The 14,920-nt window shown below is 47.3% G+C and carries 12 protein-coding genes; 7 read left to right on the top strand and 5 right to left on the bottom strand.

Going from position 1 to position 14,920, the window contains the following annotated elements; translation table 11 throughout:
- Positions 1-4: 4 nt before the first annotated feature.
- The gene (locus ACN5NT_RS12740) at positions 5-1,420 is read left to right on the top strand and encodes an MFS transporter (RefSeq protein WP_419175650.1); all 1,416 of its coding nucleotides are present in this window, start codon (positions 5-7) and stop codon (positions 1,418-1,420) included.
- Here ACN5NT_RS12740 and ACN5NT_RS12735 read toward each other — a convergent pair.
- Entirely contained in the window at positions 1,403-3,265 is a 1,863-nt protein-coding gene (locus tag ACN5NT_RS12735; RefSeq protein WP_419175649.1) for a response regulator, read from the bottom strand. The two genes, ACN5NT_RS12740 and ACN5NT_RS12735, sit on opposite strands and share 18 nt — an antisense overlap.
- Positions 3,266-3,527: 262 nt before the next feature.
- Between ACN5NT_RS12735 and ACN5NT_RS12730 the strand changes: the two genes are divergently transcribed.
- The 3 genes from ACN5NT_RS12730 to ACN5NT_RS12720 all read left to right on the top strand — a co-directional run bounded on the left by ACN5NT_RS12730 (position 3,528) and on the right by ACN5NT_RS12720 (position 8,202).
- Positions 3,528-5,516, top strand: a complete 1,989-nt coding sequence (locus ACN5NT_RS12730) for an ATP-dependent DNA helicase (RefSeq protein WP_419175648.1) — start codon at positions 3,528-3,530, stop codon at positions 5,514-5,516.
- Positions 5,517-5,547: 31 nt separating this feature from the next.
- A complete protein-coding gene (locus ACN5NT_RS12725) occupies positions 5,548-6,543 on the top strand; it encodes a polyprenyl synthetase family protein (protein ID WP_419175647.1) in 996 nt (331 codons plus the stop codon).
- A gap of 690 nt (positions 6,544-7,233) precedes the next feature.
- On the top strand, positions 7,234-8,202 hold the full coding sequence (locus ACN5NT_RS12720) for a Gfo/Idh/MocA family protein (RefSeq protein ID WP_136795555.1): 969 nt from the start codon (positions 7,234-7,236) through the stop codon (positions 8,200-8,202).
- 26 nt (positions 8,203-8,228) lie between these two features.
- Here ACN5NT_RS12720 and ACN5NT_RS12715 read toward each other — a convergent pair whose 3' ends face one another.
- Positions 8,229-8,597 (bottom strand): diacylglycerol kinase, encoded by a 369-nt coding sequence (locus tag ACN5NT_RS12715; RefSeq protein ID WP_136795554.1) that lies wholly within the window; start codon positions 8,595-8,597, stop codon positions 8,229-8,231.
- A 111-nt stretch (positions 8,598-8,708) separates the two neighbouring features.
- On the opposite strand from ACN5NT_RS12715, the gene ACN5NT_RS12710 reads away from it, so the two are divergent.
- Complete coding sequence (locus tag ACN5NT_RS12710; RefSeq protein ID WP_136795553.1) at positions 8,709-9,017, top strand: lasso peptide biosynthesis PqqD family chaperone; 309 nt, start codon at positions 8,709-8,711, stop codon at positions 9,015-9,017.
- 105 nt (positions 9,018-9,122) lie between these two features.
- Here ACN5NT_RS12710 and ACN5NT_RS12705 read toward each other — a convergent pair whose 3' ends face one another.
- The 3 genes from ACN5NT_RS12705 to ACN5NT_RS12695 all read right to left on the bottom strand — a co-directional run bounded on the left by ACN5NT_RS12705 (position 9,123) and on the right by ACN5NT_RS12695 (position 13,755).
- Positions 9,123-10,412 carry an IMP cyclohydrolase gene (locus tag ACN5NT_RS12705; protein ID WP_419175646.1) on the bottom strand — a complete coding sequence of 430 codons (1,290 nt, stop codon included), beginning with the start codon at positions 10,410-10,412 and terminating at the stop codon, positions 9,123-9,125.
- Between the two features lie 393 nt (positions 10,413-10,805).
- On the bottom strand, positions 10,806-11,831 hold the full coding sequence (locus ACN5NT_RS12700; protein WP_419175645.1) for a bifunctional N-acetylglucosamine-1-phosphate uridyltransferase/glucosamine-1-phosphate acetyltransferase: 1,026 nt from the start codon (positions 11,829-11,831) through the stop codon (positions 10,806-10,808).
- Between the two features lie 172 nt (positions 11,832-12,003).
- Positions 12,004-13,755 (bottom strand): ABC transporter ATP-binding protein, encoded by a 1,752-nt coding sequence (locus ACN5NT_RS12695; protein ID WP_419175644.1) that lies wholly within the window; start codon positions 13,753-13,755, stop codon positions 12,004-12,006.
- A 306-nt stretch (positions 13,756-14,061) separates the two neighbouring features.
- Here ACN5NT_RS12695 and ACN5NT_RS12690 point away from each other — a divergent pair, with 306 nt between their 5' ends.
- Together ACN5NT_RS12690 and ACN5NT_RS12685 are read left to right on the top strand one after the other, a co-directional pair.
- Entirely contained in the window at positions 14,062-14,499 is a 438-nt protein-coding gene (locus ACN5NT_RS12690; protein ID WP_419175643.1) for a TraR/DksA family transcriptional regulator, read from the top strand.
- Positions 14,500-14,518: 19 nt separating this feature from the next.
- On the top strand, positions 14,519-14,746 hold the full coding sequence (locus ACN5NT_RS12685; RefSeq protein ID WP_419175642.1) for a hypothetical protein: 228 nt from the start codon (positions 14,519-14,521) through the stop codon (positions 14,744-14,746).
- The last annotated feature ends 174 nt before the right edge of the window (positions 14,747-14,920 follow it).

Genomic DNA, 14,920 nt, shown 5'->3' with positions numbered 1-14,920 from the left:
AGATATGGAACGAACACTAACTAACAGCCGCTGGCATGCACTCGTAATGGTGGCGGGTGGAGTGCTGCTCTCCACCATGGACAGTTCCATGATCAATGTTGCCCTCCCTGAGATCATGCTGCATTTTAATGTTGCCATGAGTCAGGTGCAGTTGGTGGTGTTGGTCTATTTGATGGTGATCACCTCTTCCCTGGTTGTCTGGGGACGGGTCGCTGATAGATTCGGGCCTATTCGAATTTACCTGGCCGGGATAACCATATTCGTTCTCGGTGCACTTGGCTGCAGTATTTCACCTGAATTCCATGTTCTCATTGGTTGCCGCTTGCTCCAGGCTCTTGGTGCTGCCATGATAATGGCTGCCGGGCCGGCTATTTTAAAGCTTACCAGCCCTGCGGCAAGTCTGGGTGGCACCCTTGGTCTGGTCGGTATCGCCACATCCTGCGGCCTCATGAGCGGACCGATAATCAGCGGCATGTTGCTGCAATATGTTTCCTGGAGGGCGATTTTTGTAATTTCCGTCCCCTTGGCTGCGATGATTTTCCTGCTCGGTTGTAAAAAACTGCTTGATATGAAGGGGAAAAACTCATTACTGGGAACTAAAAACCATGAAACAGCAGACTGGAAAGGCGCTCTGACCTGGGTGTTGCTGGTAGGCTGTTATGTACTGCTCCTGACGGACAATGATTTTATAAACAGCTGGTTTCTGCTCATTTTTCTGCTAATTTTTCTGGTAACCTTCCTGGTAATTGAGACACACGCCTCAAGCCCGATTCTCCCACTGTCGCTACTGAGAAAAAGATATTACTGGACCGGTGCCGCTGCAGCCTCATTATCCTTTGCAGCACTTTTTATGGTTATTATCTTGATACCTTTTTTCCTCAAGCTGGTGAGAGTTTTCGAACCCTCCGAAATTGGTCTGATAATGATGGCTGTGCCGGTGAGTCTGGTAATTGTATCACCATTTTCCGGATGGCTTTATGATCGTCTCGGCAGTGCCAGAGTAATCTCCACAACGGGTTTATTGCTGAGTTGCAGTTCGGTTTTTTTGTTGAGCAGGGTGAGTGCCGACACTTCATCCAGTACCTTGTTTCTGATACTGGTGGTTCTTGGCGCGGGGCAGTCCGTCTTTTTGTCACCAAATTCCGCTTCAGTTTTGACCAGGGTAGAAGATCGTTTTGCCGGAATAACATCGGGAATTCTCGCTACAGCGAGAAATTTCGGCATGTTAACCGGAGCGGGAGTTGCTACCGGTGCTTTCTCCTATTTCTTTGAGAAGCATTCCCATGGAGCCAGCCTCAATACATTTATGGCCAACTCGCAGTTGCATATCAATGCTTTCATTCATGCTCAGCAACAGACAATGACCATTGCCCTCATGCTATTAATTGCCGGTGTCATTTGTTCACTGCTCAGAAGTTGACGTATCTGATTTGACTTCTTTGGGCAGGGTGACCGTGGCGATTACTCCGTTTCCTTCCTTGTGTTCCAGAGAAAACTTCCCATGATGCAGGTCGATAATCTTTTGTACCAGGGTAAGGCCCATTCCTGTCCCATAGGTTTTGGTGGTAAAAAAAGGATCTGTAAGTTGACTTAATGTTGCTCCACCTGTACCTCTTCCGGTATCTATTATTCGTACCACTATCTCTGCCTCTGTTGCTCTGCATTCGACTGTCAGTTCACCACCGTCCGGCATCGCTTCTATACCGTTTTTGACTAATTGGAGAAAGACCTGTCGAAGCCGGCCACCATCCACCATAACCAAGGGACTTTGGCCGGGTAGATCGAGGTTATAACGGATGCTGCTCTTTTTCATGGTGGTATAGAAAATCATCACCGAACGGCGTAGCAGGGGATACAGTGAGTGGGGGGCAATATTGAGTTCTGTCTCTTCGACGAAACTAAAGAGTTCTTCCAGGGTTGCTTCTATTTTCGCAGCTTCTTTTCGTATCAGGTTCAGAAAGTTGAGGATATAGCCGTCGTCTATCTTCCTGGCCAGCATTCGTGCCGTACCCCCGATGGAAGTTACTGGATTTCTTATGATATGAACAAGTTGTGCCGACATATGACCGACAGCCGAATATCTCTCTGAGGCGACGAGCAAATCCTTATTCAGTTCAAGTTCCTGGGTTACCTCTTCCAGTTCGTCTATTTTGCTTATCATATCTTCGTACAGATGACTGTGTTCAATTGCAAGACTGGCCTGGCTTGCGAAAACCTCAAGGGAGTGTAGATCCTCATCGGTGATGGGCTTTCTGGTGACGAAGTTGTCAACCAGGATAACCCCTAAAGAACGGGATGGGGACAATAGCGGAACCACCGCAAAGGTATCGTGATTGAGGATTTTCAGCATTTCCTCCGGAACATCGTAGTGCTCCGCCCTGCCATTGTTGACAACTATGGATTTTTTCTGCAGGCATGATGCAATGAGTACATTGTTTTCTTCTGTTATGGGAATCTGCAATTGTCGGGCTATTTTGCTGACAGCCTCATCGCCCTCGGTGTCTGTCGATTGTATACGGTTGATAATATCCTGAAGATTTAAATCGTTTTCCCTGATAGCATCCCAGACCTTGACCGCTTCCTCACGGCAGGCTGGTCCGAGAGCCAGACGGCCTATAAGGCGTTTGTCATCTTCATCCAATAGTGCCAGAAAGGCGCGGTTGAACCGCAGACCTTCTTCAGAAGTGATGCCAACCAATATGGCCTGGAGTATACCGGTTAATTCAACATTGTTGAGATAGACCGTGTTCATTTTCAGGTTCAGGCGGTGAAGAAACTGGGTGCGATAATTGGTGGCTTCAAGTTTACGCTGAAAGGTTCTGTTTTCAATGGCCAGTCGTCTTTTTTGCAGGGTGGACGTTACAACATGGTTAAAAAGATCAAGGCGCACGGGTTTAGTGAGGTAGTCATCAGCACCGTCGCGGAGGCAATCGAGCGCAGTGGCAAGGTCGGTTGATCCTGTGACCATGATAATGCCGAGATCAGGGTATCGTGGTACCAGATCTTTAAGTATCTCTATGCCATCCTTGTCAGGGAGGCCGATATCAAGCAGGATGAGCGCGACTTTGCTGGTTTCAAGGAGGGTGTAGAGTTCCGTGGCATTACCGGCAGTAAGAACCCTTAATCCGAGGGTATTCATGTAGCGACTCAGCAGAACGACGATCTCAGGGGAATCTTCGACAATGACGACAAATTCATCCTCGTCCAGCAGGTCTACTGCTGAGTGGTTGAGCTGTGAAACTTGCCTGCTGAGGAGTTTGACCATGGTGGAGGCTACCCTTATCCGTCTGCTATCAAGGTCTCTGCTGCACGGTTTGTTGAAGAACACTCAATACGATCGCGAGGCGAATTTTCGTCAGAGATGAACCCGCATCTCTCTTCACAGCTTTGGGGAAATGAGAATTTCGCCTACTCCTGTTTGTTTTTCTATTGTATACTCGACCGATTGTTTTTTGAAATGTATTGATCACTTCCTCAATATTGAAAAATGGCCAACAGGCTAAACAGCTACAATAGGCAGCCCAGGTATGTCTGATTTCTTTTCCCCAACAGGGCTTCTGGCTCAATACCTTGATGATTTTGAACCCAGGGATGGGCAACGGGCAATGTCCGAAGCCGTTGCTGCGCTTATCCACGATTCGAAAGAGTACGAGCAGGAGCACGGTCGGATTCTGGTAGTTGAGGCTGAGACCGGTATAGGGAAAACCCTTGCATATCTGGTACCTGCCATTGAGAGTGGGCAAAGGGTCGTGATCTCGACTGCAACGTTGAACCTGCAGGATCAGATCATGAACAAAGAGATCCCTTTAATTGAAAAGGTTCTCGGCAAAAAAGTACCCGCTCTCTGTATCAAAGGCAGGCAAAACTATTTATGTCTGTATCGTTGGTACCAGCATCGCTCAACTGGCCAGCAATCACTGTTTGAAGAAAAAGAAATCGATAGCATTGATGATTGGCTCATCACAACTGAAACCGGTGACCGTGCAGAGTTGGAGTGGCTCTCCGAGCGATCTCCTTTGTGGCCCAAAATCTCCGCCCATTCCAATCAGTGCCTCGGAGGTGACTGCCCTGAAGGAGCACTCTGTTTCGTCAATCAGCTCAGAAAACAGGCTGGCTCAGCCTCGGTACTGATTGTTAACCATCATCTGTTCTTTTCTGATCTGGCCATACGGCAGGCAGGCTACGGTGAAGTACTACCAAGATATGAGGGAGTCATTTTTGACGAAGCCCATCACATCGAGAATGTGGCAACTTCCTTTTTCGGTAAATCATTCAGCCAGTATCAGCTCATTGATCTGTTGGCCGATATGGAAAGGCAGGCTGAGCAAGATCTTGATCCGCAGGGTACAGAGCGCATACTCGCCATGGCACGAGGGCTCAAAACCCGGACTGATGAGTTTGCATCACTGTTCCCGGCATCAGTAGGAAAATTTCATCTCAAGGAATTCATCAGCCAGTTTTCCCAATCTGCCTGGCGTACTGAAGTTGAGTTGCTCGCCCGGGGTATCCAGCGTATGGCTGAAGAAGCGGGCTTGATGCAAAGTGCAGGAGATGGTTGGGCTACGCTTGAGAACAGAGCTCTTGAGTTGCGTTCGAATCTGTTGTCGATAGCGTTGCCGGATTCACTTTCTGAACAACAAACAGGTATGGAAGGAAGTAGTTTCGTTTACTGGTATGAGCGTCGTGAGCGGTCAGTGGCAATCTCAGCCACACCAATCAATGTGGATAACCTCTTGCAGCGCACCCTGTATCGTACGGTGGAATGGTGTGTATTGACTTCCGCAACACTTTCTTCCGGCGGCAATTTCAGTTATATGCGGAAGCGGCTTGGGCTTGATGATTCTGTGGAGTTTCTGAGATTTCCATCTCCTTTCGATTACCAGAACAGGACAAAGCTCTACATCCCGCCGTTAAGTTTCCCAGAACCTTCCGATCAGAACTTTCAACAGCGTGTTGCGGAACAGGTGACTGAAATCCTGAAACTGAGTAAAGGCAGGGGGCTGGTGCTCTGTACAAGTTTTCGTGGCATGGAGCACCTGGCAGCACATCTGGAGCAGGAATTGGAATATCCTGTACTGGTGCAGGGGAGAGGGGCGAGAAATGCGCTCTTGAAAAGTTTCAGGGAAACGAATAACTCTGTACTGGTAGCTGTAGCAAGTTTCTGGGAAGGTGTAGACGTCCAGGGCGATTCTTTAAGCTGCGTTATCATAGATAAACTTCCTTTCGAAGTGCCGTCAGATCCGGTGATTCAGGCACGAATTGAATCTATCAATGAGCAGGGCGGTAACGCATTTTTTGATTTTCAGGTGCCACGTGCTGTCTTGACCCTGCGACAGGGAGTGGGCAGATTGATGAGGGCTGCAACAGATAGGGGAGTCATCGCGATTATGGATGTGCGGCTCTTTACCAAGGGCTACGGTCGACGATTCAGACAGAGTTTGCCGTCATCACCCATTGTTCGGAAGCTCTCGCCAATTGCCGACTTTTTTGCATCGTCATCCTCTGAAGATAAATAAACAGATTTTGTAGAAACGGGTAGAAATAGCGATGGAAAAACAACAACTGATGGCTGCTATTGTGGCTGAATCACAGACCATAGATACGGTCATTGGGGATGACATAGATCGACTGCAGGGCACCGTGGATCCGTTACTTACAGAGGTACTCCGCTATGGCCTGCTCCAGGGCGGCAAACGAGTGCGACCACTGCTTGTTGTGCTTGCTGCAAGGATTTGTGGTTGCAACAGCCGTGACGTCTATTCGTTAGCTACCGCTTTCGAGTATCTGCACGCAGCAACCCTTTTTCACGATGATGTCATTGATAACGCCGATACCAGAAGGGGGCATCCCTCTGTTTATAAAAAATTCGGTATTATTTCTGCCATCCTGGCTGGTGATTTTCTCCATGCCCGTTCCATGGAAATCGTAGGTAAACTGGTCGGTGACGAAGGGCTTCGTGTATTTTGCGGAGCCACTGCCGGAATGGTTGATGGCGAATTCATGCAGCTGCGTAATGCCTCCCAGTTGAACCTCAGTGAGTTTGACTATTATGATGCAATCATGGGCAAAACTGGTGTGCTGATTGCTGCGTCCTGTGAGGTTGGAGCAATCTATGGCGGAGCAAGTCCGGAGCAGCGTATGGCTTTGCGTGATTATGGAGTCGGTCTTGGATGCGCTTTTCAGATGGTTGACGATTTACTCGATTATAATGGCGATCAGGTCAATACAGGTAAAGCAGTGGGCAACGACCTGGCAGAAGGAAAAATGACCTTGCCGCTTATCATTGCCTTATCAAGAGCCGACCAGGCAGATAAGGAGGAGTTGGAGAAAATTATTGCCTCTCCAGAATATCGCGAAGCCGGGTTCGACAAGGTTCACAGGCTGATTGTGAAGTATGATGGTTTTACTGAAACCAGGCACCGGGCCGAAGAGGCTGTGGCCAAGGCGGTAAAGGCGTTGGAAATCTTTGGGGACGAAACAGCTTCAGCCGAAAAAGATGTTCTCATCGGTCTTGCCTACTATGTTTTGAGTCGTAACAAGTAGACTTCTAATCAGACGATTGATACCTAATAAGAAAATATTTTCCTATTCTTCCGATAGACTTCGATAGTATCCTGTAATGGCAACTAATCAAAAGACAACAGTCAGGAAAGCGACAAAAAGCAAAACCAGAGCTGCCCGGTCTCAATCTACTGCCGGCAGAAAAAGAGTATCTCAAAAAAAGAAGAGCCGATCTTTTCCGATCAAGTCGCTCCTCATAGTTATCTCGCTGCTTACCTTGCTGCTGATTACAGTGGGTGCTGTTGGTTATGTTATTTTCTTTCGAACGGTGTTAGCCTGATTAATCATTAGAACAGACTGCGTCAGATTGTGGGGTGTTTGGCAGTAAAACATGGTTGTTGGCTAACTAACTGAGTTGTCTAGAAACTGTCGTCACATAGACGAACCTGCGATAACATCTTGTTGAATAACGAGAGCAATTGAATTATGGCACTGTCCTAAAACAATTGCCTATTCTTTAGCGCAATCAAAAGAACATGAAAAATTCGGGCTAACCGGTAACGATCAGCGAACAGCTTGATATACCAGGGTGGTCCGATACCTCATACGCTAGCTCTATCTCATAGAATTAAAACTCTGGTAAAGAGTGTGGGATACGGAATTACGGTCAGTTTGTTTTCTTGCTGGATCACAAAAACAATGCTTCTTCATAGCGCAAAAAAGGAGTGATTCATGGCAGACAACACGATTCGAGTAGGCATTATCGGCACAGGTACGCACGGTTCTCGTTATGCGAACCACGTGGTGAACGATGTGGAGGGGCTCGTTCTTGCGGCAACCAGCCGCCGTTCCATAAACGGAAAAGAACAGGCGAAAGAGTGGGGCGCAACGTTCCATGACGACTGGCGTGAACTTGTGTCCAACGAGGAAGTTCAGGCTATTATTGCTGTAGTTCCTCCCAAAATTAACCTGGATATTGCCAGATATTGTGCTGAGCTTGGTAAACCGCTGCTGATGGAGAAACCGCTGGGGAGAAACGGTGGCGAGGCCGGGGAGATTGTGGCGGTGCTGGAGGCACAAAAATCCCAGCTTACAGTTGGTCAGACACTTCGCTATAACCCCGTCATACAAGCGCTTCAGTACCAGTTACCAACTATGGGTAAACTGCATTCTTTTGCGGTAAACCAGCGCATAGAACCATCTTCCCTCGCCTGGCATGATGATCCGGATGAGGCTGGTGCGGGCGTAGTTATACACACCGCAGTCCATATTTTTGATTCCCTGAGAGTTATTACCGGTCAGAAGATTACACGGGTGATTGCAGCAGCAAGGTCTTTCCACGGCAAACGGTTGGAAGACCTGGTAACGATGCTGGCTGAATTCGAAGATGGAACGATCGGTACCGTGGATGTCTCGAAAGTTGGAAATGCCAGGAGCGGACGTTGGGAATTTATCTGTCAGGAAGGCCAGCTCCATGGTGAACAGATTTTTCACCGAATCAGCAGGATCGTTGGAGCCCAAAAGACAGAGGAGGAACAGTTCAAACCTTCGCCCACTATTTTACATCTGCTCACAGACTGGAGGGATTTTTTATTGGGCAAAATCCCGAATCCAGTCTCTGGTGAGGATGGTCTCTATACAGTAAAAGTTTGTGATGCCTGTTTGCGTTCAGCCAGAACAGGAGGGTGGGTTTCACTGTAGCAGCCTGTGGTCAGGGATTTGCCGGTTTAGAAATAGACAGTATAGAGTGCAACCAACCAGAGAATTCCCGAAAGGGCGATGGAGAGAAGTACTGCGGCGCTTCCCATATCCTTGGCCCTCTTGGCATAGATGTTGTAATCCGGGGAGACCAGATCTACGACGGATTCAATGGCGGAATTCAGAAGCTCGACTACTAATACCAGACAATTTGCTGAGAAGAGAAGTGCCTTGAATTCGATTGACACCGGAATCAGATAAAGAGCAGGCAGCAGCAGCAGAAACAGAAGAACTTCCTGACGGAAAGCCTCTTCATGATTCAGACCGGAGCGAATTCCTGCCATGGAGTAAAAAAATGCTGCAAAGACGCGAGATAAACCTCGTTTGTTGGATTTCATAGTAGACTGTAATTTGCTGGATAGGCGACCAGGTTGTTGCTGTGGTCTGATTACCTGCAGCATTAATAGCTAAGATTTTTTAAGAAATATTTGAAAAACTGGTACGTTATTATGACTAAAGTGTTTTCAAGTGACAATGAAAATCTGCATGTTGTCCGCATTCAGCGTTCGGAAGGAAAACTTTCTACAGAGCTTGATGGTGAAACCGTTATTCTGGACACTCAGACAGGAGGCTACAGCTCTCTCGATTCCATAGGTACGATTATCTGGAATGTTCTGGAGCAACCGGTGCTTGTAAAAAACATTATCGATAAAATTCTATCGGAGTATGAGGTGGAGCAGGAGGAGTGCCGGCAAGATGTTCTGGACTTTCTGGCTGACCTTCACGATCGTGGACTGGTAACCGTTCGTATCGATTAAATACGATAGCTCAGTGGCAACAGTCTGAAGCACACCAAAAAAGCAGCTCCTTTTAAAAGGGGCTGCTTTTTTCGTTGCCGATACAGGTAAATTATTTTGAGCGGATCAGTGCTTAAAAGAGCGCTGGCCGGTATACATCATCGCCACTTTGGGATCGGCTTCGTTGCAGGCCTCAATGGTTTCAAAATCACGCATGGAACCACCTGCCTGGAGAATTGCGGTAATGCCTTGCTTGATTCCCACGTCAGCACCATCCCTGAATGGGAAAAATGCATCCGAGATCATTGTGCAACCAGGCAAACCGGCTCGATCGGCCTGGACTTTGGCGTCGATCTCTTCTTTTTCTTCGATTTTCTTCTCACCTTTACTGATAGCCAGCACAAGGTCAGCATAGGAAATGTTGTGGGTGTCGAAACAGATGATATCCGCATACTTGATATATGCTTTATGAACCGCAATTTCAGCCACACCAACCCGATCTTGCTCACCGGTGCCGATGCCGACGGTGCAACCATCTTTAACATAAAGAACAGAGTTGGAGGTAACACCGTGCTCAATGGCCCAGCCGAAAATCATATCATCGATTTCCTGCGGGGTAGGTTGCCGTTCACATTTATACTCCTGGCCTTTCCAGGTGGAAACGGCAGGCTGTAGATCGCTTAAGGAGCGGATTGAATTAACGGCTGACTGCTGGGCGATGATGCCACCATCAATGAGACTCTTGAAGTCTACAAAACGGTGCTTCTCGAAATCGCTGAGACGATCAATTCGGTCCATCTTGATAATTCGCAGATTCTTGCGGCGTGAGAGAATTTCAAGAGTTCCCTCTTCAAACTCAGGGGCACAGACAACCTCAAGGTAGTTACCGGCAAGGAGTTCGGCTGTAGCAAGATCACAAGCACGGCTCATAACCACAGCTCCGCCGAAGGCGGCAATTCTGTCTGCACGGTTTGCGCGGTTGAAAGCATCTGCCATTGTTGCACCATAGGCAGCTCCGCATGGATTATTATGCTTGAGTATTACCGCAGCAGGTTTATCCACCAGGTATTTGAGAATATTTAAACCGTTATCAATATCAGTAAGGTTGATTTTGCCAGGGTGCTTGCCGACCTGAAGCATATCTTCAACAGCGATGGATGAGACCAGGCCATTGCCGGCCTCAATGTATTTGCAGTCGCCGAGGGCGAGGTTACCGTTCACCAGCTCATAGAGGGCGGCCTCCTGATCAGGGTTTTCACCGTAGCGGATACCGCGCTCTTCTATGGTGCCGTCTTCACCTGTGATTTTCCAGGTCCGTTTTTTGTAGGCAAGCTTTTGGTCACCAAAGCTGATGGTCATCTCCATCGGGAACTGATCACCAAGTATGGTGGAGTACATTTTTTTCAGGTCGCTCATGGTAGGCTCCGTAATCTATTGAATGGAAATAAGGCTGAGAATTTAAGAAGTGTATTGTCTACAATATTACGATCAGTTATTGAAGTAAATTACTCTACTATACCACCAATATCTGCATTTGGTGAAATTGAAATACAACCTATTCAGACCTGAACTTTAGCGTTCCGGCTGTTCAGTAAGGTATGCAAGGTATCGATTCTCCACCGGTGAACATTCGGCATGTCTCTGGCGTAGGATTGGTATGGTCCGCTTTAGATAACAGCTTGGCACAGCGGTATTTTCATGTCAAGCAGAGCCATGGGTCTGCCGGTATGAAGCAGCGTCAAACCAATGATGTTTACAGGATCGCCTTGCCACTTTTCAGATATCTGTACCGGGGCCTATGAGTCAGCCCTAATCTGCAGTAATGGAGGTAGAGTAGGGCGCCACTGCTGTATCGTCTGCAATCGTGACGTCTTCAAGAACTGAATAGGCTCCTACCATAACATTGTTCCCAACCTGGCAATTTCTTAAGATAACACCCTGACGGATAAGGCACTGCTCGCCGACGGTGCATGAATTGGTGATTGTGACACCTTTTTCGATCAGGCTATCACCACCAACTGTTGAGTCGTTTGATATTGTTATAGTTTCGGGCAATTGAAGGGTAACACCCTCCATCATGACAGCCTCGTTTCTTCGTTTTTGTAGCTCACGGTCGGCCTGGGCAAGTTCCACCCGGGAATTGACGCCAAGAACGTCACCACTTCTTGGAGCAATGTATTTCTCTACCAGAAGATCCTGATGCACAGCAATGGCTACGATATCGGTCAAATACACTTCACCCTGGCTGTTATCGGTGCCAACTTGTTTTAAGGCCTGAAAGAGAAATTTACGTTCTACGCAATAGATCCCGGCGTTGATCTCAGAGATTTTTTTCTGTTCACTGGAGGCGTCTTTTTCTTCGACTATGCCAAGAACTCTCTGATTGGCATCACTCAAAATCCTGCCATAGTTTTTGGGATTGTCCAGCATGGTCGTCATCACCGTAAGGACAGCACCCGATTCAGTATGCTTATTATACATCTCAATGAGGGTATCCGGTTGTATCAGCGGAGTGTCGCCGCAAAGAACCATGACGGTTTCCACATCAACGGGTACTGAATCCTCGGCAATCAGAACGGCATGACCTGTTCCCAGTTGCTCTTCTTGGGTTACCGGGGTGATATCATACTGTGGCAAAGCTGCAATAACTTCTTCCTTTTGATGACCGACAATGACAATGGTGCATGCAGCCTGTAAGCCGTTGGCTGCATCCAATACATGGTGGACCATCGGTGCCCCGAAGACAGGGTGCAATACCTTGGCTTTTAAGGACTTCATCCGGGTGCCTTTGCCGGCAGCGAGTATGATTATTGATAGTGGTGTTGTGTTACCCATTGATTTCCTCTGATAGATATTCAGCGTTTTTCCCGGATTTCTTATCAGCTCATGCAGGGGCAGGGAGGATACCCGTCAGCGGGAGTATCTGGTTACTACCAAAATACTGAAGTAGAAGCGAATTGCAGATTTGGCTGAAAATCGCATCCTTTTCATAGTTTCTGCAAAAAACTTACGAGAAATTCGGTTGAGCGGATTGAGACGGTAAATAAGAATCCTGCAAGTTATACGAGTGACATGAGTTTTTTGCAAGTGCCGGTTCTTCGATATGAACCAGACGTCCCTTGTCAATATGGATGATTCTATCGGCTAACTGCAGACTGGCTGGTCTGTGCGTAATGATAATTACGGTTTTTTGCTGAAATGCAGGGCGGTTTTCCTGCAAAAAAGCTATCTCACCTTCCGGGTCGAACATTGCTGTTGCTTCATCCAGAATGAGTATTGGTGAATTCATAAGCAATGCGCGTGCAAGCGAAAGCCTTTGTTTCTGGCCACCCGAAAGTTTAACACCGTGATCACCTATGATGGTATCAAAACCGCCAGGAAGTTCGGAAATAAACTTACTGGAGTGAGATGCGTGTGCTGCCCTGAGAATTTCCTCATCACTGGCATCAGGCCTGGCGAAACGGATGTTGTCTTTAACCGTGGTGTTGAAAAGCATCACGTTTTGCTGGACATAACCAATCTGCCTGCGCAGGCTATTCAGGGAAACACTGGAAATGTCTGTACCATCTACGGTGATGGTCCCTTTGTGCGGGGAATAGAGGCGCATGAGAAGGTGAGCAATCGTGGATTTTCCGGAGCCGTTTTCACCAACAATAGCAATCAGTTCCCCTTTGGAAATGGAAAGAGAAAAATCATCGATGATAGTCGTTCGCCCAGGGTAGGAAAAGCATACTCGATCAAAAGAAATTGTACCGTCAACTGTCTGAAGCGGTGGGCCGCCATCGAGATCCTCGGGGGCGAGGTGCAGAACATCCAATAATTTGTCGGCTGCACTTCTGGTACGCTGGATCTGGCCATAAATGTCGGCAAGCCTGCTGATGGGCTGGGTAAGCAGCATACCATACATCACCACAGTGACTATCTCTCCAGTGCTGATAGCACCAGAAGCAATATGCTCACCTGCCAGAAATAGAATGAGAAGGACTATTGAGGTGGCCAGGAATTTAATAACAGGTGCTAACCGGCCTTGTTCTCGAATGTATTGAGCGTTGAGGTTGAAAAGTCGTTCATTGCTGGCCGTAAATCTCTGGTTTTCATGACGCTCTCTGTTAGATGCTTTTATGAGTGCAAGCGCTCCGAGGTTCTCTTCAGCAAGAGAGAAGGTAGCTGCATATTGATCCATGAGTTTTTTGGAAATAGGTCTGATTTGCCGCCCCAGCAGTTTTATGGCGATAAAAAAAATTGGAACCAGAAATGTGATGAGTGAAGCGATAAGAGGGCTAATCAGTGCGACGCAGAGAACTGCACCAGCAGCGGTTAGCAATTGTGGCAAAATACTTATTAAGGTGCCAGTAACGAAAAAGCTGATGATCGCGCTCTCATTGGTAATCAGTGCGAGCGTCTCACCGTGCTTGCGTTCATTGTGAAATGATAACGGCAAACTTTGCAGATGCGTATAAATCCTGTTTCGCATTCTGGTAAGCATTCTTTCACTGGTGGTAGAGGACAAAACGCGGTGAAAATAGCCAAAAATGGTTTGGACGATAATTATTAAAAACCAGATACCTAATATTTGTTGATATGAAAAAATCGAATCAGAGCTGTCTGTTAAGATGGTGTTGGTCAGTTGTCCGGCAATCCATGGAGTGCATAATGCAAGACCATTTTCAATGAGCATCAGGCTAATGAGTAGAAGGAGAACACCACGTTTGGGAGTTATAGTTCCAGCAAGTGCTATATATTGAGATATTCGACTCATTTGGGCCTGTGGTAAGAAATTTGCAACATGGTTAGTGCTATATTGGGCCCCAGATTAGCATGGATAGCTCCATAGTGCCATCGGGTAACATAACAATTTTACGCAGGAAGAAATTTAAACGGAGCCTCGCCAGACGCCACATTCAAAAAAGGAGCAAAAAAAGGGTATTTTCTTACCTGTAATTAACAGAAAGCTAAAAGAGACCAGATACAAGGATAGGACAGGAATAAAACAGTAGTGCTCCAGGTTGACTGATCATCGAACATTATTTTCAAAAGCGGATATATAAATGCGAAGGAGGGAGTAATGGCAGCACAGAGGATCAAAGAGTACCGGCCAACTGAAGATGAAGAGTACATGAATGAGCGTCAACTCGAATTTTTCAGAGTTCAGCTTGTCACACGGCGAGCTGAACTGGTGGCTTCAATTGCAGGTTTTTCAAAAAATTTAAAAGAGACCAATATTCGTAAGCCGGATCCGGTAGACCAAAGCTCAAATCACACAGATATGAGCCGTGACTTGCAGACGAGACATCGACAGCAGAAATTGATACGGGATATCGATTATGCGCTTGAACGAATTGCAGATCGGGAATATGGCTATTGTGAAGTGAGCGGTGAAGAAATCGGTTTGAGGCGATTGCTTGCTCGTCCAGTGGCGACAATGAGTGTTGACGTGCAGGAAAAGTTTGAGCGCAAAGCGAGTGGCCATCAACGGTTTGCTGTCACATCGTGTGTGATATAGAAAGGTACATTATGATTTTTTGGTTTATGTATTAAGAATTGGCGGCGACCCTGCCTCCCACACAGTTTCCCATGCAGTACCATCGGCGATAGATAAGCGACGCAGCGAGCGGCGCCATCTCGACCCGACCGAAGGGGTGAACTTTTCAGGAAACTTCCGTGTTCGTGATGGGAAAGGGCGGAGCCTCTTCGCTATAATTGTAGAAAAACATTTTGGCCGTGAACAGATAGGGGGAGGGGAGAAGTGAGAAGTGTTTAAGAACGCTTTACATTTTACCTCTGGCTTCTACCTTCAGACCATTGCTCAATCGCAATTTACACAACAAAAAACCCCGACCAGAAATGATCTGATCGGGGCTTTTGTATAAAGAATCGGCGGCGACCTACTCTCCCACACAGTCTCCCATGCAGTACCATCGGCG

It is taken from the genome of Desulfosediminicola sp. (assembly GCF_048381775.1).
Taxonomy (GTDB): Bacteria; Desulfobacterota; Desulfobulbia; order Desulfobulbales; family Desulfocapsaceae; genus Desulfopila; species Desulfopila ganghwensis.
Note: the sequence above shows the minus strand (reverse complement) of the source record. Positions and strands in the feature narration are given on the sequence as shown.

Coding starts and splice junctions, on each gene's coding strand:
- ACN5NT_RS12740 (WP_419175650.1), top strand. CDS start 5: ATGGAACGAACACTAACTAACAGCCGCTGGCATGCACTCGTAATGGTG.
- ACN5NT_RS12735 (WP_419175649.1), bottom strand. CDS start 3,265: ATGGTCAAACTCCTCAGCAGGCAAGTTTCACAGCTCAACCACTCAGCA.
- ACN5NT_RS12730 (WP_419175648.1), top strand. CDS start 3,528: ATGTCTGATTTCTTTTCCCCAACAGGGCTTCTGGCTCAATACCTTGAT.
- ACN5NT_RS12725 (WP_419175647.1), top strand. CDS start 5,548: ATGGAAAAACAACAACTGATGGCTGCTATTGTGGCTGAATCACAGACC.
- ACN5NT_RS12720 (WP_136795555.1), top strand. CDS start 7,234: ATGGCAGACAACACGATTCGAGTAGGCATTATCGGCACAGGTACGCAC.
- ACN5NT_RS12715 (WP_136795554.1), bottom strand. CDS start 8,597: ATGAAATCCAACAAACGAGGTTTATCTCGCGTCTTTGCAGCATTTTTT.
- ACN5NT_RS12710 (WP_136795553.1), top strand. CDS start 8,709: ATGACTAAAGTGTTTTCAAGTGACAATGAAAATCTGCATGTTGTCCGC.
- ACN5NT_RS12705 (WP_419175646.1), bottom strand. CDS start 10,412: ATGAGCGACCTGAAAAAAATGTACTCCACCATACTTGGTGATCAGTTC.
- ACN5NT_RS12700 (WP_419175645.1), bottom strand. CDS start 11,831: ATGGGTAACACAACACCACTATCAATAATCATACTCGCTGCCGGCAAA.
- ACN5NT_RS12695 (WP_419175644.1), bottom strand. CDS start 13,755: ATGAGTCGAATATCTCAATATATAGCACTTGCTGGAACTATAACTCCC.
- ACN5NT_RS12690 (WP_419175643.1), top strand. CDS start 14,062: ATGGCAGCACAGAGGATCAAAGAGTACCGGCCAACTGAAGATGAAGAG.